Here is a 20,644-nt window from a genome sequence, read left to right as displayed (position 1 = left end):
TACAAATTACTTACTTATACAATGGCCGTATTCGACTCCTACTCTATACCAATTTATTTATTTGCCACCTCATTCAATTTCTTTATCAAATCCGCCTCATCCTGTCGGTAAGGAGTTCCATCTTTTCTAAAAACTTCATGAAACCATTCGATTGGTTCCCCTCCGTCCTCGATCGGAGTATTCCAGGCATATTTTGTATTGGATCTTCCTGCTACCAATCCCCAGTTGATGGCGCCGATATTTTCTCTATGTAAAATGGGTAAAATATTAGAGAAGCGGCTATTATTGGTCCGTGCCATATATTCTGTGCAGACCATTGGCCTTCCATGGGATTTTAAAAGGTTGATTACATGCTGATGGTGTTTTTCATCCTCATAATTGTGATAGGTCAATATATCAGAATTCAAAGCCTGGAAAGCATTGAGTTCTTGAAAGTCCCACGCCCATAAACCCGCAGTTAGGGGCTGATTGGGATTAATTTCCCTAGCCCATATGAATACGCTCTTTAGCAGCGGCATTGAACTGGTTAGTTTTCCCGTATTTCCCGGCTCGTTGTAAAGATCCCACATGACAATCCGATCATCATTGCCAAAGGTTTTGAGGATATCCTTGACATAAACCTCAAGAGCTGGGAAATTTTCCTTTTCCTTTGATGCCGGGTCACCGGGATCCTGCACCCATCCAGAATTATGCGTTCCCGGAACAGGGTCTGGCTGTTTTCCGATTTTAGGAGTCTTGCCCCATACATCATCAAAAAAAACAAAAATTGTTTTGATACCGTGATTACTTGCTATTTTCAAATAGGTTTCCATACGCTCCTTAAACCCAGTAGGGTCCGCCTTGTATGCCAAGCTATGAAGATACACTCTCATGGTGTTGAACCCGATGCCTTCTGCAAAGCCCAATTCCTTATCTATGGTTTTAGCGTCAAAGGTACTCTCTTGCCACATTTCCAATTGATTAATGGCAGTACTGGGATTAAAATTGGCACCGGTCATCCACTTTTGTTGTGAATACCATTCCTTGGCCTTTTCAATAGGCCATTTATTCTTAGTTAAAACATCTTCTTGTGAAATACCTGTATAAGATATAATTAGTGCGGAAATTATCAGTAATGTTTTTTTCATCTGCTTTTTTTTGATTTAATTGTACCCCCAGTTACTATCGGGAGAAATTACTTTTTTGAATAGCGTTGTACAAGGCCTCTTGTCACTTCTACATATATGTTATTCCAAAAAGAAATTAACTATTGAGTTGTCCAATTAATTTGATAAAATTACCGGGCCTTATAGAGAGACCCGATAATTTAAGAAACTAACTCAACACAACTATTCTTTCTTTTAGGTTAATGGATCGCTAACTTGGTATTTCAAGAATTACATTCTCGGGCAATGGTGGCCCCAGATACGGCATTCCACTTGTATCCCAATACAATCTTTGCATTCTAGGTGAACGAAACCTACCGCAACCTTGACCCGGTTTGGAATTGGCATGATAAAGGATCCAATCCTGTTTACCATCTGGGGACTTGAAAAATGAATTATGTCCCGGGGCATAAACTCTATTTTGTGGAGCCTGGGTAAAAATTGGTTCCTCCGATTTAGTCCAAACAGAAGCATCCAGTAGATCATCACTTCCATTAAATGATAATAATCCAAGACTATAATTATCGGTCCAGCAACCGCTTGCCGAAAAAACGATAAAAATGCGCCCCTTATGTTCTAAAAATTGTGGTCCTTCATTTACATTGACATGGGAAAGATTAGGATCATCCAAATCCCCATGTTTTTCCCAATCAAATGTTGGGGAAGAAATTCTTACCCTGTCACCATCTATCTCCAATGGGTTTTTCATCTTGGCAATATAAATATCCTGTTGGCCATTGGTGTCACCTTCCCATCCAGACCAGACCATATATAACTGCCCATTATGGAAGAATACATTCCCATCAATTGCCCACTTATCGGTTTTGGCCGCAATTTTGCCTTTAAACTCCCATTTTCCTTTGAATGGGTCTTTTGAAGTATTTTGCAAGGCATACATTCGATGTGTTTTGTTATCACCGTCATCCGCTGCAAAATATATATACCAGTTGTTGTTTATAAAATGAACTTCCGGAGCCCAAATATCCTTGGAGTAATCCCTTCCTTCCGGTGGTGTCCAAACCGTAACACTTTCAGCCTTGTCGAGGGCCGCTAAATTTTTGGTTTTCCATAGTACCAAACGGTTCTGTAAGGTATTTGTATAGTAATAATATCCATTGTAATAGGTACTATATGGATCTGCCCCAGAGGGCAATATTGGATTGGTAAATGTTTTGTCTTGTGAAAACACCGAAATAGTGAAGAGAAGAAAAAACAATAATATGTATGTTATTTTAGGTGTTCCCATCTAGGTATTCTTTTATCCCTATCATTAAAGGAATATAGTTCTATTTGAACCCTCGGAAATTTTTGATTCCCGAGGGATTCATTTATTAAATTTAAAATTCTATTTTCTGAACTTGAGTGTAAATCATGTCTTCAATCCCAGCGATTTTAACACCAATACGGGCAAAAATATAATTTTGATCCGGTTTCTTTGGATCACTGGGTATTTCTACGGACATATTGATATTGCCTAGATCGGAAAGGTCTGCCGCATCTACCTGTGCAAGACTACCTTCACCTCCACTGTTGGCATCAACAAATAGCGTCCTGTTGATAATCAATGTTACCCTTTCTACGGTTTTGGCATCTGCACCAGTAATGATTTGCTCCACCTCGCAACTAGCGTTTACGGATCCAGCTGTATAGGAGAACTGGGAATTCCTGATCATGTGATATGGAGTTACCTCAATGTCCATCGCCTTATCACCAGTCAATTCAAAAAATATAGTATCTGAAGGAGTTCTGAATGGACCCTGTCCGGGTACAAACGAGAGTTTGTATTCTCCGGTAAATAACCTACTGCTGTAACTACCGTCTTGGGCAATGGCAACGTCTATAGGTGCCGTAAGTGCGTAGCCAGGTTGCCACAATTGAAACCTTACTTGGTTCCTTGCAACAGGAATGGCCTCACCGTTATAGACAATATTTCCGGAGAACATTGCATTTGGTTCATCAAAATTATCTAGTGAACAAGAAGTCACCAATAATAATGCGCTGAATATGAATATATAAAATTTAGCTTTCATTTTTATTTGTTTAAAATTGATTATTGATTTGGGTTTCTAACCAATTTAGGGTTGTTATTGATTAAATCCTGTCCTATTTCGGAGTAATAGTTCCCAAATTGAAATCTGTCAGCACCTGTAATTCTGGAAAGTCTCAAAATTTTATAGAGATACTTACCATCATTAGGGTCACCAGGGTTATGATATTTATACGGCCAGATACTGTAAGGCTGGGTTTCTCTTTTCGTTGCTTCACCTATATTCTGGGTAACTTCAGCTTCGCTGATAGGATTTCCATCCAGTACTATATGTGCCAACCTCCATCTTTTTAAATCAAAGAAATGAAGCCCTTCAAATGCCAATTCTACATATCGCTCATGCGCAATACGGTCAAAATCGACATCGGCACCTGTTAATGGTGTAGTAATACCGGCTCTAGCTCGAACCTGGTTTAAATATCCTGCGGCAACATCTGGTTGTCCAAGTTCAAAAGCGGCTTCGGCAGCATTTAATAGAACTTCTCCAAATCTATATCGAATAAACCACACATCGCTTTGGGTCCCTCGTCTGCCAGATCCCGTATTTGGGTCTTGATATTTACGAATATAAAAACCTGATTGTGCAGTAAATTCCAGCCCATCTATAGGACCGTCAAATCCAACTACCTGAACTTGTTCCGTGCCTCCTGGAAGCGTTTTTTCCTGGCCTCTAGAATCTCCACTTACTATGGATCCATCAGCCAGTACAATACCGGCCCATATATCGACTGGTTTAGATTTAAAAGTGGTGCCCGGTAATATTACCGTTCCGGCCAAACGGGCATCCCTACCTTGGAATATATCGCCAATATTATCATAGTAAACTGGGTTACCTCCCACTTCGTTTGCCAAGGGGGCATAAGTACCATCCAATAATTCAAAGGATTGAACGAATTGTAGACTTGGATTTATCCGACCACCTTCTTCTTCCTCTGCTCCAAAACGAGGTTGGTTCCAACCGGTAAAATAATGAGTCTTTCCACCACCAACTTTATAGTCTTCTACAAAAATAGCTTCGGGATTGTTGGCTTTATCATAAAACAAAGCCTCAAAATTCTCAGAAAGATTGGGCTTGGAGTTGTATAGAGCATAAGCGCCTGCACTTCCACTTATAATGGCTTGGGCAGCTGTAAGTGCCTTGGTATAATAGCCTTCTGCCATTGAAGCTGGGATTCCAACCTCGTTTCCAGGCAGTGAAACCTGAGGGGTTGTTGCCCCATATTTTGCTATTGATCCTGCATAAAGAGCGGCTCTTGTTTCCATGGCCAAGGCTGCTCCCTTGGTAGCCCTAGACTTGGAATCTGCATCGGTTGGCAATATATCCTTTATAGCTTCAGCTTCACTTATTACGAAATCATAAATGGCGGCTTCTGTTTCCCTAGGGTGCTGTAAGTAGGATGCATCGCCACTAAAATCATAGGTTTCCGATTCCAATATTAAAGGAACTCCTCCCATGCGTTTAACCATTTCAAAATAATAAGAGGCACGCAAAAATCTTGCTTCAGCCAAAAAACGTGTTTTAAGGGAAGCCTCTAACTCAGTAGCTTCCTCACATCTTTCCAAGAATAGATTTATTTCACGGATATATCCGTAATTCCAAATACCCCAGCTTCCAAATCCCCATCCATCATTTTGAAATGCAGGATAGCGGCCTGCCTCTGACCAATAGGCTATATTGAAATCTGCCAGAGAAGCCCAATCATCCAATCTACCAAAATCTTCATATCTATTGTAAAGATCTCCCAAAACCGAGAGTACGGCACTCGGATCTGTAAAAATTTGATCTTGGGTCAATATAGAAGAGGGCGGCCGATCCAAAAACTCCTCATCGTTCTTTGAACAGCCTAAGGCCAAGAATAAGGCTAATAGTATTGTAAATATATATTTTTTCATTGCGTATAAATTTTAACTATTTATATAGATAGGTTTACCCCGACGTTTACGAATTTGTTCTGTGGGTACTGCAATCCATTGGTATCGTTGACTTCTGGGTCAATACCAAATTTTGATAGGTTATCAAAGGAAAATAGGTTATACCCATTTACATAGAACCTAGCTTTTTGTAGACCTATTTTTTCAAGAATTGGCTTGGGTAAGGAATACCCTAGTTCTATAGTTCTTGCCCTTAAATAAGTTACGTTATGCATCCAGAAGCTAGATGCTTGACCCCCTCTATAATTACTGTGATAGGATGCATTATAACGCAGGGCAGGATATTTCCCTGGAACCCAAGTGCTGTTAGGGTCCGCCGGATCCTGACGACTCCAGCTGTCCAAAAATATGGTATTCAAAGCTCCCTGGTTTTGGAAAGCCCATCTAGTTTCCCATTCCTGTGCCCAGGAATATCCAGAGCCACCTGAAAAATCTGCGGTAAAATCTACTCCCTTATAGGCCATACGTATGCTAAGTCCAAAGTTTACCGATGGTTGCTTTCCAAAATTATAACCTATCGGTTTTTCATCGTATCCGTTAATTCTTCCATCACCATTTAAGTCTTCATAGATCAAATCGCCAGGCAATAAGGTTCTGTTACCCTGACCATCAATGTCTACAGGGTAATTGTTGATCTCTTCTTGGGACTGAAATTGACCGATGGTATTGAATCCCCATCTTATATCATTGAATCTTCCTTCATTGGAGGCTCTATATTCCTGCCATGAGTTCTCAAATCTAGGTTTGTAGGATTCAATAAACTTACCTCGGGAGTAGGAAGCATTACCAGAGACAGTTAAATAAAAGTCTCCAAAACTATCACTATAGCTTAAGGCCCCTTCAAAACCGGACTGGGCATCGCTATTTACGTTTTCATCTGGCAGGCCATAGCCCAACTCACTGGGAATTAAGATATCATATTTCCTACCTCTTAAACCTGTACGTAGTCTGTAGAAGTAGTCATAGGATCCATTGATCTTACCATCAAAAAGGGTGAAATCCATCCCTATATCCGTAATCTTACTCTTAAACCAGGAAATATTATCCACAATTTGACCTTTGTCCCTTGCACCTACGATTGGTTGACCATCCAATACAACTGTTCCTGTATTGTAATTGTAGCCTGGTAAATAGTCATAGGCACCTATACCAATATTATCGTCTCCCAAAACACCATAGGAACCTCTTATTTTAAATTCCGAAACCCATGCATCCTCTCCAGCTATACTCTTATACCAGTCTTCCTCTGTAATCCTCCAACCGATGGAACCGGAAGGAAAAAATCCCTTTCTTTTGCTGGGGGCAAATTTCCAAGAGGCGTCCTGTCTTCCAGAAAGTTCCAAATAGTATTTTTCCTTGTAGTTATAGTTGAATTTACCAATGTAACCGATCCGTGCCTCTTCATTATCGGCATCTTGAAATTCTACCACATTCGCAAAATACATCAGAGGCAAGATATTTGTTTCCGGTACCGAACGTAACCATTGGTTTTGGTCACGTTGCTCTTGGCGTTCTACTAAGAACAGCCCTTCAACATTATGATCATCCCCAAAAGATTTTTTGTAGGTAGCTTGACCTTGGTATACGTTTTTAAGAATCTTTCGATTTCTTCGTTCCCTCCATGGGTTGGAACTACCACCTGTAGCATTATATGCGTCGTTGGCCGCATCATAAGTATACGCATCATAAGTGTATTCGTGGCCATTAAGTACTTGATCTGCGATATAATAGGAATACATTCCCTTTATCGTTAGTCCCTCTGCAAAACCACCGAACTTGTACTCCCCGCTGAAGTTTGTTTGTAACACCCTCCAAATGTTGGTAGAGTACCCTCCGATCTTCTTGTTGTGCAAAGCCCAGTTGGTCTCATTATGACCAATATCATTAAGATATTCTGGGTTGTCATTGGCGTAGGGACGTTCAAAAGGACGATTACGTAAAATGGCAAATCGTGGCAGCCAATAATCATCGGCACCAGGTATCCCCGGGTTATCGGTGGTTTCAATTCTACCGTTAATTTGAACTCCAACCTTTAATCGATCGGTAATATTGGCATCCAAATTACTCTGAATGTTATTACGCTCAAAATTAAACTCAGGGCCTAGTACAGCTTCCTGTTTTAATTGTGTTCCGGAAATATAATAGTTAATTTTATCCGATCCTCCAGAAGTACTGACGTTTAAGCTGTAAAGTGGTGCATCCTTCTTTATTATGAAGTCTTTCCAATCGAATGATTTATAACCGGCTTCAGTGCCTAATCGATACTTCTCCAATTCCTCATTCGTGATTTGTGTTTCTCCAAACTCGTTCAGATCTGCCTCTGCCTTTTTGGACATATACACATAGGAATCATTCACGGTCTTTGGAAATCTGGACCAATTTTGACCTCCGTAATATGAATTGATATTGACCACATTTTTGGTATTCTTTCTACCACGTTTGGTGGTTACAACAACAACTCCATTTGCAGCCCTAACACCATAAATTGCAGCAGATGCATCCTTAAGTACAGAGATACTTTCAATATCGCCAGGAGAAATGTTGTTGAATTGACCGGCATCCTGTTGTATACCATCAATAACATATAGTGGGTCGCCCATATTCCTAATTTGAATGGCGGCAGTTGCCCCTGGTCGCCCATCTGGCATTTTAAAGGTAACCCCAGAAATTTTCCCAGCTAGTCCAGAACTTACAGAAGCCCCGGCATGGACACTTTCTAAGTCCTCACTAGTTACCGTGGATATAGCGGCCGTAATGGATTTTTTCTCTTGGCTGGAATATCCAGTCACCACTACTTCATCCAAGGCAGCCACATCATCCGACATTTGTAGATCTATTGTAGTCCTGCCGTTTACAGGTAACTCCATAGTCTTGAAACCAATGTAGCTAAACACAAGTACAGCATTTGTTGGTGCTTCAATGGTGTAGTTTCCATCAAAATCTGTGGAAACGCCATTATTTGTTCCCTTTACGATTACAGATACCCCAGGTAAGGGCATTGTGTCCGTTTCCGAACTTACATTTCCTGATATCTTCAGTTTATCCTGTGCATAGGATTGGGAAACCACTAAGAAGATACCCAGCAAACAGATCTGTTGAAATAATTTTTTTAAGATTGTCTTCATGTTGTTTTCATTTTTAATGTAATTAAGTTTTAGTTAGTTGTTAAAAGGTTTTTTTGAGACTGCTTTATTCGAAATTCAACTGTCAACATTTTTAGATTTAAGCTATGAGTATATTTTTATCTTTAATGGCATACTGTGCCGAATTAGATATTTGGTTAATTATTTGCAGATATCATAATATTGCACTGTTGCTGTTGATAATAATATTAATTCTATATATGTAGACTGTTGATTTAGCAGTTGCGACAAATAGAAGCATTTTAACATGGATTTAATTTGAATTTCGTTTCAATAGTTCCCCGAAATGATTCATAATCTTGCTTTTGTCTAGAGAAATGCGCTTATTGAGCCAAATTGTTGAACGGTGAAACATTATGTAGAACAAAAAGTTTTATATTTTCCCAAAATTGTTAAGCGTTGAAAAAGAGTGTTAAATTATTGGTTGTTGCTGCCCTTGTTTCCTGTTCCCTATGGCCACAGGAGTTTTACTTTAAACACTATAGGGTTGAGGATGGTCTATCGCATAATACGGTACTAAGTTCTTTACAGGACAAGAATGGATTTATGTGGTTTGGTACTAAAAATGGACTGAATAGATTCGATGGCTATACCTTTAAACTGTTTCAAAACAATTCTGAGGATGTAAAAAGTTTACATGGCACTTATATTGAATGTCTTTATGAGTTTGAGGATGTCTTATGGGTAGGTACGGATAATGGTTTGTATAGCTATAACGAAAAACAGGAAAATTTTGATCTGTTGGGAGGAACTAGTGCCAAACAAATTTTAGGTCTCATGGCTGACGTTGATGGTAATCTATGGTATATTGCCAACAGCACTTTGAACAAGTATAACTCTAAATCTGGGAAAACCGATTCCTTTCCAACAGACCTATTTTTTAATGCCACAGCTATCATAAAAACAATTGATAACGAAATCATAGCGGCATCTAGTAATGAACTTTATAAATATAATAAGGTATCGAATAATTTTATAAGTTATGGCATAAATGTTCAGGGAGATCCTAAATTGCCATTTCGCATTAACCGATTATTTAATTTGAATGACCATGTAATCTTGTTGGGTACACAGAATCATGGTGTAATAGCATATGATATTTTAGAGGGTAAAATTTTAGACATGCTTCAAGAATTAAAGGGACCAATTTATGTCAGGGATTTTGCATTGAAAGGAAAAGAGGAGCTTTGGGTTGCCTCGGAATCTGGTATTCATTTATATAATATTAAAGAAAAAGTATATACCAATTTGGTAAAAGATTATGGTAATCCTTATGCTCTGGCCGATAATGCCGTATACACATTAACAGTGGACGATGAGGGCAGTGTTTGGGCGGGAACCTATTTTGGTGGGGTAAACTATTATCCCAACCAGTACAATCACTTTAAGAAGTATTTCCCGTCCCCATCGGAAAATTCAATTAGTGGAAATGCTGTACGTGAAATTCGTCCCGATAATAAGGGCAATTTATGGATAGGAACAGAAGATGCGGGATTAAATAAGTTCAATTTAGAAACGGGAAGATTTACAAATTACACCTCCAAGGATAAAGGAGGCATATTGTCCCATTATAATATTCACGGCGTACTTCCCATGGAGGACAAGGTTTGGATAGGTACATTTGACCATGGGTTGGATGTACTGGACGTTAAGCAGGACAAAATCGTAGCACATTACAATATGGGAGGCAGGAGTACTCTCCGCAGTAATTTTATTTTCTCACTTTATAAAACTAGGACAAATGATATTATTGTAATATCCACATCCTCAATTCAATCCTATAATTCACAAACCGATAATTTTGATATGGTAGGGACTTTTCCTGAACATATACATTATACTTGCTTTTTTGAGGACAAAAGTGGAGTTTTATGGGCTGGAAGTTATTCCGAAGGTTTGTTTTATTACGATCCAAAAACTGGTGATAACGGTAATTATATATACAATAGTGTTGATACCGAGGGTATTAGCAATAATCACATAAATGGTATATTTCAAGATAACAACGATACAATTTGGGTTACTACAGAAAATGGATTGAACCTATACGACCCAATTAAAAAAACCTTTAAGAAATACGGGACCAAAGATGGTTTCCCAAGTAATGCTTTCTATTCCATGTTGGCGGGTAAGGATAACGAACTTTGGGTAACTACCTCCAATGGATTGGTGGAATATGAAACCGTAACAGGTCAAAAAAAAATCTATTCCAAGGAAAGTGGTTTGCTTAGTGATCAATTCAATTATAATTCTGGTTACAAAAGTCCGGATGGAACAATGTATTTTGGGAGCGTTAACGGAATGATAAGTTTTAATCCTGAAAACTTCCTCAATAATACCTATGTGCCCCCAATTTTAATTACAGGACTGCAAATTAGCAACCAGGAGGCCATTGTAGGAGTAGATGATTCCCCATTGCAGAAATCAATAACTTTTCTAGATAATTTGTTACTTAACGCAAACCAATCTTCCTTTAGTCTAGATTTTGCCGCTCTAAGTTATATAAGTCCCGAATCTACAGAGTATATGTATCAAATGAAAGGCATAAGTGATGACTGGATTCCAATAAAAAAGGATCATAGGGTGCACTTCACTGAATTGGCAGCGGGCAAATATACGTTGAACATTAAATCCTTGACCAATAATGGTATTTGGAGTGCTAAGTCCAAACCCCTTTCAATAGAGGTTTTACCTATTTTTTGGAAAAGTAATCTGGCCTATACCCTTTATCTAATTTTGTTGGCAATTGCGGTGTTTTTAATAATTAGATTCTATCACTTGCGAACTGTATCAAAAAATAATCAGCGAATCAAGGAACTAAGCAATAAAAAAGAGAAAGAGGTTTATCAGGCAAAAATTGAATTTTTCACCAATATCTCCCATGAGATAAGAACTCCTTTGACCCTTATAAAAAGTCCTTTGGATAAATTGATTAATAATAATAATCATTCCCCTGATGCAATGGGCCATCTATCAATAATGCAGAAGAATACCACCAGACTCTTGGATCTGGTAAATCAGTTATTGGATTTTAGAAAGACTGAGATGGAAAGTATTAGTCTCACCTTTGTTGAGAGCAATATTACTGAATTGATAAATAAAACCTGTAATCGTTTTAGTGAGGCAATCAACGATAAAAATATCGATTGTAATTTGAATTTGGGAGAAACAGAGGTATTTGCCTATGTGGATGCCGAGGCCGTAAAGAAGATATTGAGCAATCTTTTTGGTAATGCTATAAAATATGCGCATAAAAAGGTTAATGTTAATTTGGAAACAACTTCGGAAACCTTAATACTCACAGTTCAGAATGACGGGGATATGATCCCGGAGCATCTTTCAAAAAAAATATTCGAACCTTTTTTCAGGGTATCTGGGGTCGAAAATCAGAATGGAACGGGGATAGGTCTTGCCTTGGCCCATTCACTTACCAAGCTACACAATGGAAATTTGGAAATGGAAAACAAAAATAACTCCCTGAACACCTTTGTTTTAAAATTGCCCATTCACCAAGAAAGAGAATTTAGACTTTATTCGCAAGATCGATCTTTGGAAAGTGACAAATCAGAGGTTGCAATGCTTAATATGGAGGAGGATGCAACCAAACCAAATATCTTAATTGCAGAGGATAGTATCGACCTTTTGGATTTTATTGCCAACGATTTAAAAGAACTTTACAATGTTTATAGGGCTACCAACGGACAGGAGGCATTGAGGATTATAGAGTTAAAAAATATCCAGCTTGTGGTTACCGATGTTATGATGCCAATAATGGATGGTTATGATTTGTGTAGAAATGTTAAACGCAATTTGGAATCTAGTCATATTCCTGTAATTTTCTTAACCTCCAAACAGGCGTTAAATGCAAAAATTGAAGGATTGGAATCCGGTGCGGACGCCTATTTGGAAAAACCATTTTCCATATCGCACCTTAGGGTGCAAATTAAAAACTTGATTGAAAACCGAAAGAATATAATGGCGTACTATTCCAGTTCTCCCCTAGCCCATCTTAAGAGTATTGCACTGACGGCTACGGATGAAACGTTTATAAATAAGTTGGACGAGGTAATCTCCAAACATATTTCGGATCCAGATCTAAGTGTGGAAACCTTGAGTGATATAATGTTTATGAGTAGGTCAACACTCTATAGGAAAATAAAGGAAATGTCTAACCTTAGCCCGAATGAATTGATCAATATTGCCCGCTTAAAAAAAGCAGCGGAATTGCTAAAGAAAGGAGAATATAGAATTTATGAAGTTTCAGAAATGGTAGGATACAATTCCCAAACGAGTTTTGGCCGGAATTTTCAAAAACAATTCAATATGACCCCAACGGAGTACATGAATTCTTAGGGTATTTACTTGATATGTTCTTAGCTAATGAGCGGGGTTCTAATTGGCGGTGCGTAATTAGGTGAGTATTAATGATTTTTAAAATTGTAAATATCTGATAATAAACACGGTACGTAGAGGGTTTCAGTTCCTCTTTCTCCGCAAAAGGAAACCCATAACGAAAGTTATGGGTTTTTTGTTTTCTGGAGTCTCCGAAGTTTACTTCGAAGAGGCGGAAGGAAACAAAAAAACAACAAGCGCGAGCTTGTTATGGTTTCCATGCTTGCCCCGGATTCCCTTTTGGGATGCACGCAGTGAATCCTGTAAATGGAAGGAAACAAAAAACCAACAAGCGCGAGCTTGTTATGGTTTCCATGCTTGCCCTGTATTGCCATTTGGGATGCACGCAGTGAATCCTGTAATATGAAGGAAACAAAAAACCAACAAGCGGGAGCTTGTTATGGTTTCCATGCTTGCCCCGGATTCCCATTTGGGATGCACGCAGTGAATCCTTTAATATGAAGGAAACAAAAAAACAACAAGCGCGAGCTTGTTATGGTTTCCATGCTTGCCCCGGATTCCCATTTGGGATGCACGCAGTGAATCCTTTAATATGAAGGAAACAAAAAACCAACAAGCGGGAGCTTGTTATGGTTTCCATGCTTGCCCCGGATTCCCATTTGGGATGCACGCAGTGAATCTTGTAATATGAAGGCAACAAAAATGAGCCCAGAATTACATCCCTTTATTGATTTACATTAATTTTTAAACTTTTTAGGCTAATCTATCCGTAAGTCATACCCTATTTTGGCAAAAATAAAATTTGTGTATATGTCTGTCCTTGCGCGTAATGAAAATCAAATTACATTTATTTATAGTTCACTGTCACCTTTGGGTAAGAAATTGTTGGGTTATTTAAAGGGAACTAAAATGAAAGTTGAATCGATCGATATTGCCCAAGAACAACTAAGTGATACCATTTGGCTTGAAGTGATTGAAAATCTTGGTTTGCCTTTCACCGAAATTTTCCCAAGCTTGGAGGATCACTTTACAGATCTGCCTGTAGATCAAAATTATTCTACAGATGATTGGCTGAAGCTTATTAATAAAAATCCTAGTCTTTTACAGCGTCCTATTATTATAAATGGCGATACCGCAAAATTGATCTCGAGTCGGTCGGAAATTTTAAAATTTTTTAGTGTTGATTCCGCCGGGTTGAAGAAAAAGATGGCCCATGAACCTCCAACAACTTCATCTACGACAGATAAAGAGAGATTTATCTAAAATTTGCCAACTCCATAACCATGGTTATTTTATAAAAATGATAGCTCAAGTTATGGATATGGCGTTATAGAGCAAGGGTATCATCGCTATAATACAGCACTTGTTATAATTAAACTACCCACTACTATTTATAAATTGTACCTAAACAATGGTCAAGTTGTATTGTTCCCCTCTGTTTAATAGTGAGGCCACAATTGTAGCCGATACCACAACTTTGGAATAACGGTCGATATTAAAATTTTTCAATCCCCAATATCAAAAACATCGGCTTCCCATGCCTGTTGGTTGGTTCTTTGCCAGCGTTTATCATTCGCAGCAAAAATTATGGATATCAGGTTAATATTAGCTTCAATTAGGATTTATCTTACCAAAAAATTAGCGGTTGTTTTATGACTGCCAAACATTGGTTAAAACTATAATGTTACTCCTATGAAAAAGATAGCTTCCCATATATTGGATTCCATTGGCAATACACCAATGGTCCATTTAAAAAGAATTTTTGAAGACAATAGATTCGTATATGCAAAGATGGAAGGTTTCAATCCTGGCGGTAGTATGAAAGATCGGTCTGCCAGCCGCATCATCTCTGAATTAATGAGGGATGGGAAAATAAAAAAAGGGGGAACGGTCATAGAATCAAGTTCTGGTAATATGGCTATAGGCCTAGCGCAGGCCTGTTTATTTCATGGATTGAAACTAAAAGTAGTGGTAGATCCCAACCTCAATCCCCATACGCGCAAGTTATTGGAGGTCTATGGAGCCGAATTAATAATGGTAGATCGTCCAATAGCAGATGGTGGTTTTTTAGGTGCAAGATTGGAGAAGGTGCAAGAGTTGCTTTATTCTGATCCCAATAGCGTTTGGTCTAACCAGTACCGCAACCCAAATAACCCAAAAGCATACAGCAACACCATGAGGGAAATAATGCATTCACTAAACAATCGGGTCGACTATATTTTTATTGCTACCAGTACTTGTGGTAGTCTTATGGGATGCGCAGACTATATTCAAAAGCATAATCTAAGCACAAAATTGGTTGCTATTGATGCAATAGGTAGCGTATTATTTGGTGGACCAATCAAATCGAGAAAAATCCCTGGTCATGGTGCCGGCATGCCTTCCCACTTTCTTGTTCCGGATAAGGTGCATGATGTTATTCATGTAGCGGATATTGATTGTATAAGGGGTTGTGTAAAACTATTGCACCATGAAGCTATTCTTGCCGGTGGTTCTTCAGGCGGTGTTGTTTCTGCCTATCTTAAGTATCAATACAAACTGCCCGAAGGTTCTGTGTCTGTACTTTTATTCCCTGATAAGGGAGAACGCTACTTGGATACAATCTATAATCCTCAATGGGTTAGACAAAATTTCGATATCGATCAAATTCCATTGCATTTTAACCCTAGCGATTTGATCAACAGCAACACTCAAATACCTATACATGAAAGCTTATAGAATCGCAATAGTAGGTTTGGGGCCCAAGGGTCTTTATGCTTTTGAACGACTTCTGGCACAACTGGGCAAAATTGAAGGGGAACAGGAAATAGAGGTTCATTTATTTGAAAAATCGGGAAATTATGGAGCTGGAGCGATATATGATCCCAATCAGCCCGATTATTTACTCATGAACTATCCAAATCGTAATATCGATGTATGGCCAACAGAAAATTTAAAGCCTGTTGTTGAACATTCTCCCTCTTTTTCGGAGTGGTTAACAAATAGAACTCCTGAGAAAGTGGCAAGCTATGATGACCAATTTGCATCTCGGTCACTGGTTGGTAAATATTTAAAGGACAGTTTCGAAAATTTATATAAGCGGGGTATCCAATCATACCGTATCATTAAACACAGCTGCGCTGTTGTTGATATTTCCAAAATGGAGGAAGCTTATAAAATGAGATTAAAAGTAGCGATGGATGGAGAGGATCAAACCCTTATTGTAAACAATATTTTAATATCCACAGGTCATTGTAGTTGGAAAGGTAGTTTTGAAGAAAGAAAACATGGAGATGGGACCAAGATCCCTGAAAAATCGACCGTACCATTTATCTATCCGGTTAATTTAAAATTATCTAAGGTACAAGGCAATACTCCGGTTGCGATCAAAGGCATGGGTTTAACTTTTATTGATGCTGTGCTAGCGCTCACAGAAGGTCGTGGAGGTCGTTTTTTGACAAAAAATGATGACTTGGTTGTCTATGAACCTTCGTATAAGGAGCCCAGCATTATACATGCTTTTTCCCGTACTGGACTTCCCATGGTTCCCCGTTCTGTTGATGAAGGAAAAAAGGCATATCGGCCTGTCTACTTCACACATGATTCCATTCGCAGAAGTATGGGTAATGGGCAGAAACCTTGTTTTTTAAAGCATATTTTACCATTATATAAATTAGAGACCGAATATCGTTACTATACTGTAGCTTTTAAAAACAAAGGGCTAACATTGTACCCAGAAGACAATGCGAATGGGTTAAGGCGTCAAATCTTGAATTTCCACAAGGATTATACGGAGGAGTATCCATTTCGTTTCGAAAATATGTTCAGGTCCGTAGATATACAAAACCCCTCTGTAAAACTTGGGCCTTTGGCTTATTTGAGATATTTGGTGGAAGAAGCCGAATTGGGATCAGAAAAAAGTCCATTCATGGCGGCGGCCATGACATGGGGAAAAATTAGTGGACTATTTAGGAGTGTTTACAATTTTGGGGGAATGACTGCAGAATCCCACCAAATGTTCGAACAAAATTTTCGTTCGCAACTAAATAGAATTTCCTATGGCCCTCCCCTAACCAATATGAAAAAAATAGTGGCCCTGGTAGAATCGGGAATTTTGAATTTGGACTATGCTAAAAAACCAAATCTTCTTTGGAAGCAAAACAGATGGCATTTAGGGGTGAAGAACAGGAAGCCTGTTGAAGCCGAAATGCTTGTTGATGCACGTATTCCTACCAATGTTTCCCAAGCGGATTGGTCGCCTTTATTGAAGGGTATGCAAAAAAATGAGCTATTAAGGGAGTTTATTGTTCCCGGAAAAAAAAGCTACAACACATCTTGTCCGGAAATTGATAGAAGTGGAAGACTGGTTGATCCAGAGGGGAATATCAATAATGATATTACTTTATATGGAACATTAACTGAAGGCATAGTATATGATAATGATTCACTTTCGCGAGAGTGTAATAATTTTGCATCTTCATGGGCCTTGCGAACCGTAGAAAAATATTCCGAAATCCAGTTAAACAGTAAAATAGAAGCACCATGAAAAGTTTATCCTATTCAAAATCCAATGGCCAATATCCCCTGACCCCAGTTACCAATCCATGGATGATTGATATTATGGCCGAAACAGATCTTGTGAAAAAGTTGATCAAAAATTATAAGTCTCCAGTAAATTTGCACCACATACCTTCCTTTGAACACAATATTGATTCCTTCCAAGAGGTTTTTAAAAAGTACAATATCGATTCCAGAATCTATTTCGCCAGAAAAGCAAATAAATCAAAGAGTCTTGTTAAAGCTGCCTTGGATTTTGAAATTGGAGTGGATACCGCCAGCTTTAATGAACTTGAACAATCAATAAAACTTGGAGCAAATTCGGAATACTTGGTATTAACAGCGGCCATTAAAACATCGGAAATGTTGAAATTGGCAATACAGAACAATGTGGTAATAATTATTGACAACCATGATGAGCTTAAGCTGACCCAAAAAATTGCCAAGGAACTGAATATAATTGCACTCATTGGAATTCGCCTTAGCGGTTTTATAGTTGCAGGTAAAAAATTGTATAGCAGATTTGGTTTCGACATAGAAGGAGAGAGGAGTCGCCTGAAGTTATGGTTTTCCCAGAAATCTGAATTCCCCAACATTTTACTTAAAGGCCTACATTTTCATTTGGACGGGTATTCCATAGTTCAACGTGCGGAGGCAATCCTTCAAACTTTGCAATTTGTGGATGAACTAAAGGCATGTGGATGTAATATTACCTTTTTGGACATCGGTGGTGGTATCTTGGTAAATTACCTTGAATCGAAAAAGGAGTGGGAAGATTTTCAAACAGGCTTGCAATTGGCTGTATTGGAAGAAAAACCGCCATTGACCTTTAAGAATAATGGTTTGGGTTTTAAAATAGCTGAAACTGGAAATTCCATAGAAGGAAACTTGAAGACCTATCCGTTCTTCAATGAAATAAATGGACCGGAATTTCTGGAGCAGATTCTAATTTACACAAAAGATTCCAACCCTCCGGTATATGAGCTCCTAAATGAAAAGAATATCCAGTTGCGCATTGAACCAGGTCGTTCATTGTTGAACGGTGTGGGGCTGACGATTGCGACTGTGGCCCATAGAAAACAGGATGCCAATGGCACTTGGCTTGTAGGATTGGAAATGAATATGAGTCAATTAAAAAGTTCTAGTGCCGATTTCTTGGTGGATCCCTATATCATTTACCAAAATTCTGAAAGTGATATTGGCTCTGTGGAGCTTTTCTTTACCGGTGCATATTGTTTGGAACAAGATATCCTATTGAAACGAAAACTCTCTTTTCCAAAATTACCCGACATCGGGGATTTTGTTGTATTTGTTAATACCGGTGGCTACATGATGCATTTTTATGAAACCGAAGCACACCTTTTTGAGCTGTCTACAAACCTATATGTACAAGAAGCAAAAGATAATGAACCTCCTCAAATATTGGCAGACGATTCGATTTCAAATAACTGATTATCAATTATTTATAATACATATGGAATAACTCTTAAATATTATAATGTATGGCCGATATTATCGGAATATTTGCGGGATTTTTTACAACCATTGGTGCGTTGCCCCAAATAATTAAGGCATACCGAACCAAAAGTGTAGGCGACATATCGCTATGGATGTTTACTACAATCCTAACAGGAGTTATCCTTTGGACGGTTTATGGAACAATTAAAATGGATTGGCCAATAATTATAACCAATGGCATATCGGCTATATTGAATGGTATGATGATTTTATTTTATTTTAAATTTTCCAAGTGATCATAAAAATAATTTTCCAATAGAAATGTTCCTTGACGTTTTATACATACTTCATGGGACCTAACCTCTATGCCTATACTTATTATAGATTTCATGTCTGCTGATAAAAGGATAAACAGCCTAAATGTGCAGGAATAGTTACAGGTATTTTAAGAGCATGTCGCTTCCAATTTATCCCTTACAATTTTATGAAATCCATGACCCAAATTTAATTGGTAGATTAATGCAACATAGAGTTCCCCTCTTTAGTTTTTGAACTAAGGACAATTCTTTTACGATTAAACTTATCGATCTTTCCAAAGTAAATTTATCATAAACTAAAAATTTAAGATATGACTGTACAAGCTTATTTGGCTTTTGGGGGAAACTGTCAAGGGGCCCTCAATTTTTACGCGGATTGTTTCAATGCGGAAATTAGGAATAGACAAACTTATGCAGATAAGGAAATCGATGTCCCATCTTCTTTTAGAGATAAATTACAACATGCTGAACTCAAGGGCAAGGGTGTATATTTAATGGCCTATGATGCCGCACCTGATACTCCTTTGACCGATGGCAGTAAGATACATTTGAGCATTGATTTGGACCAAAAGGAAAAAGCGGAAGCTATTTATGAAAAATTATCGGCCGGTGGCCGCATTCACCATGGGTTACGGGAAAGAGAGTGGAACGCCCTTTTCGCACGCTTTACTGATAAATATGGAATCAATTGGATGATTAACTGTGATATTTGAAACTAGGGGTACCAATGGGGATGTTTAACAACCCTTAAAACATAAATGAAAACTTCTATATGGATGAGATCTGCTGTGATTTTACACTTTTTCAAAGCCCAAATACCCGTTTAAATCCACCATTGACTTTGAATATAATATGAGCGAATTTTCAATTGAATAATTAGCATGTTTCTTTCCCTGGTCAAGTGTAGAAACCGAAAACCATAAAACTGCTGTATCACAATTATTAGAGGTCATAATTATTTGTATTGAATTAATGTTGTGTTACAATGCATCGTAATTTTAAACTATGCCAAACGGTAGGCGTTATTGGTTACCGTATAAAATTTGTAAATATGTATAATAATGTAAGAGATATTAAAGATCAATTAAATGATATCATTCAGAAAAACGAGGATTCCATCAAGGGGTATAAAAAGGCGGCCGAGAATACCACGGAAGTAGGACTGCAAACCTATTTTCTAGATAAGGCCCGTGAGCGAGGTATATTTTTGGTCGAGTTAAAATCCGTTGTCCCGGCTGTAAATACTAGGCGTGAAATTGATGGTAGCACCTTAGGGGCATTGCACCGAACTTGGATGGATGTGAAGGCATTCTTTTCGGGCGATGAAGCTGAATCAATGTTGGAAGAGGCTATTAGAGGTGATAACGCTGCCATTGAAGAATACAATGATATTCTAGAGGATGGTCGCTTACCACTGGATGTAGCCAATGTAATAAGAAGACAAAGGGATCAGCTTAGGCAAGATCTGCAACGAATAAAAACATTGGAAGATCTGAGATAGTCCATGTCTCCCATCTTAGTGAGGCCGTTCCAATAATTAAATTGGAACGGCTTTTTTTATTTACCGGTACACAAAATTCTTTGACGATTATAGTTCCAGGTATTAAATTGCTCTGTCCTATACACTTTTCTTCCTTAAATTTGCATGCTAAGGTGCAATCCGAACCCTGACTCCGTTGCAAGTTGAACTAATCCCGCCTTTTTCGGCGGGAT

13 protein-coding genes are annotated in these 20,644 nt (G+C 38.3%); 8 read left to right on the top strand and 5 right to left on the bottom strand.

The annotated features are described in order from the left end of the window. Window positions 1-53 precede the first annotated feature (53 nt). The 5 genes from QSE00_RS15670 to QSE00_RS15650 all read right to left on the bottom strand — a co-directional run bounded on the left by QSE00_RS15670 (window position 54) and on the right by QSE00_RS15650 (window position 8,249). Entirely contained in the window at window positions 54-1,127 is a 1,074-nt protein-coding gene (locus QSE00_RS15670; RefSeq protein WP_286106656.1) for a cellulase family glycosylhydrolase, read from the bottom strand. 229 nt (window positions 1,128-1,356) lie between these two features. Next, a complete protein-coding gene (locus QSE00_RS15665; RefSeq protein WP_286106655.1) occupies window positions 1,357-2,391 on the bottom strand; it encodes a glycoside hydrolase family 43 protein in 1,035 nt (344 codons plus the stop codon). 91 nt (window positions 2,392-2,482) lie between these two features. Continuing rightward, a complete protein-coding gene (locus QSE00_RS15660; protein ID WP_286106654.1) occupies window positions 2,483-3,175 on the bottom strand; it encodes a DUF3823 domain-containing protein in 693 nt (230 codons plus the stop codon). A 20-nt stretch (window positions 3,176-3,195) separates the two neighbouring features. Beyond that, complete coding sequence (locus QSE00_RS15655) at window positions 3,196-5,085, bottom strand: RagB/SusD family nutrient uptake outer membrane protein (protein WP_286106653.1); 1,890 nt, start codon at window positions 5,083-5,085, stop codon at window positions 3,196-3,198. Window positions 5,086-5,105: 20 nt separating this feature from the next. Next, a complete protein-coding gene (locus QSE00_RS15650) occupies window positions 5,106-8,249 on the bottom strand; it encodes a SusC/RagA family TonB-linked outer membrane protein (protein WP_286106652.1) in 3,144 nt (1,047 codons plus the stop codon). A 417-nt stretch (window positions 8,250-8,666) separates the two neighbouring features. Between QSE00_RS15650 and QSE00_RS15645 the strand changes: the two genes are divergently transcribed. From QSE00_RS15645 to QSE00_RS15610, 8 genes are all read left to right on the top strand, one after another. Beyond that, window positions 8,667-12,620, top strand: a complete 3,954-nt coding sequence (locus tag QSE00_RS15645) for a hybrid sensor histidine kinase/response regulator transcription factor (protein ID WP_286106651.1) — start codon at window positions 8,667-8,669, stop codon at window positions 12,618-12,620. A gap of 810 nt (window positions 12,621-13,430) precedes the next feature. Next, window positions 13,431-13,883 carry an arsenate reductase family protein gene (locus tag QSE00_RS15640; protein WP_110355421.1) on the top strand — a complete coding sequence of 151 codons (453 nt, stop codon included), beginning with the start codon at window positions 13,431-13,433 and terminating at the stop codon, window positions 13,881-13,883. Window positions 13,884-14,312: 429 nt separating this feature from the next. Next, window positions 14,313-15,338: a 2,3-diaminopropionate biosynthesis protein SbnA gene (gene sbnA, locus QSE00_RS15635; protein WP_110355422.1), complete on the top strand. Its 1,026-nt coding sequence runs from the start codon at window positions 14,313-14,315 to the stop codon at window positions 15,336-15,338. Next, on the top strand, window positions 15,325-17,145 hold the full coding sequence (locus tag QSE00_RS15630; protein WP_110355423.1) for an FAD/NAD(P)-binding protein: 1,821 nt from the start codon (window positions 15,325-15,327) through the stop codon (window positions 17,143-17,145). The genes sbnA and QSE00_RS15630 overlap by 14 nt, the downstream gene beginning before the upstream one ends. Beyond that, window positions 17,142-18,608, top strand: a complete 1,467-nt coding sequence (locus QSE00_RS15625; protein ID WP_286106650.1) for a type III PLP-dependent enzyme domain-containing protein — start codon at window positions 17,142-17,144, stop codon at window positions 18,606-18,608. The genes QSE00_RS15630 and QSE00_RS15625 overlap by 4 nt, the downstream gene beginning before the upstream one ends. A gap of 50 nt (window positions 18,609-18,658) precedes the next feature. Continuing rightward, the gene (locus QSE00_RS15620) at window positions 18,659-18,910 is read left to right on the top strand and encodes a SemiSWEET family sugar transporter (RefSeq protein ID WP_286106649.1); all 252 of its coding nucleotides are present in this window, start codon (window positions 18,659-18,661) and stop codon (window positions 18,908-18,910) included. Between the two features lie 332 nt (window positions 18,911-19,242). After that, a complete protein-coding gene (locus QSE00_RS15615; protein WP_286106648.1) occupies window positions 19,243-19,644 on the top strand; it encodes a VOC family protein in 402 nt (133 codons plus the stop codon). Between the two features lie 338 nt (window positions 19,645-19,982). Next, window positions 19,983-20,432, top strand: a complete 450-nt coding sequence (locus tag QSE00_RS15610; protein ID WP_286106647.1) for a ferritin-like domain-containing protein — start codon at window positions 19,983-19,985, stop codon at window positions 20,430-20,432. Window positions 20,433-20,644 lie beyond the last annotated feature (212 nt).

It is taken from the genome of Arenibacter flavimaris, assembly GCF_030291335.1.
GTDB lineage: Bacteria > Bacteroidota > Bacteroidia > Flavobacteriales > Flavobacteriaceae > Arenibacter.
The sequence above is the reverse complement of the archived record's forward strand: the minus strand, read 5'-3'. Positions and strand labels throughout refer to the sequence as shown.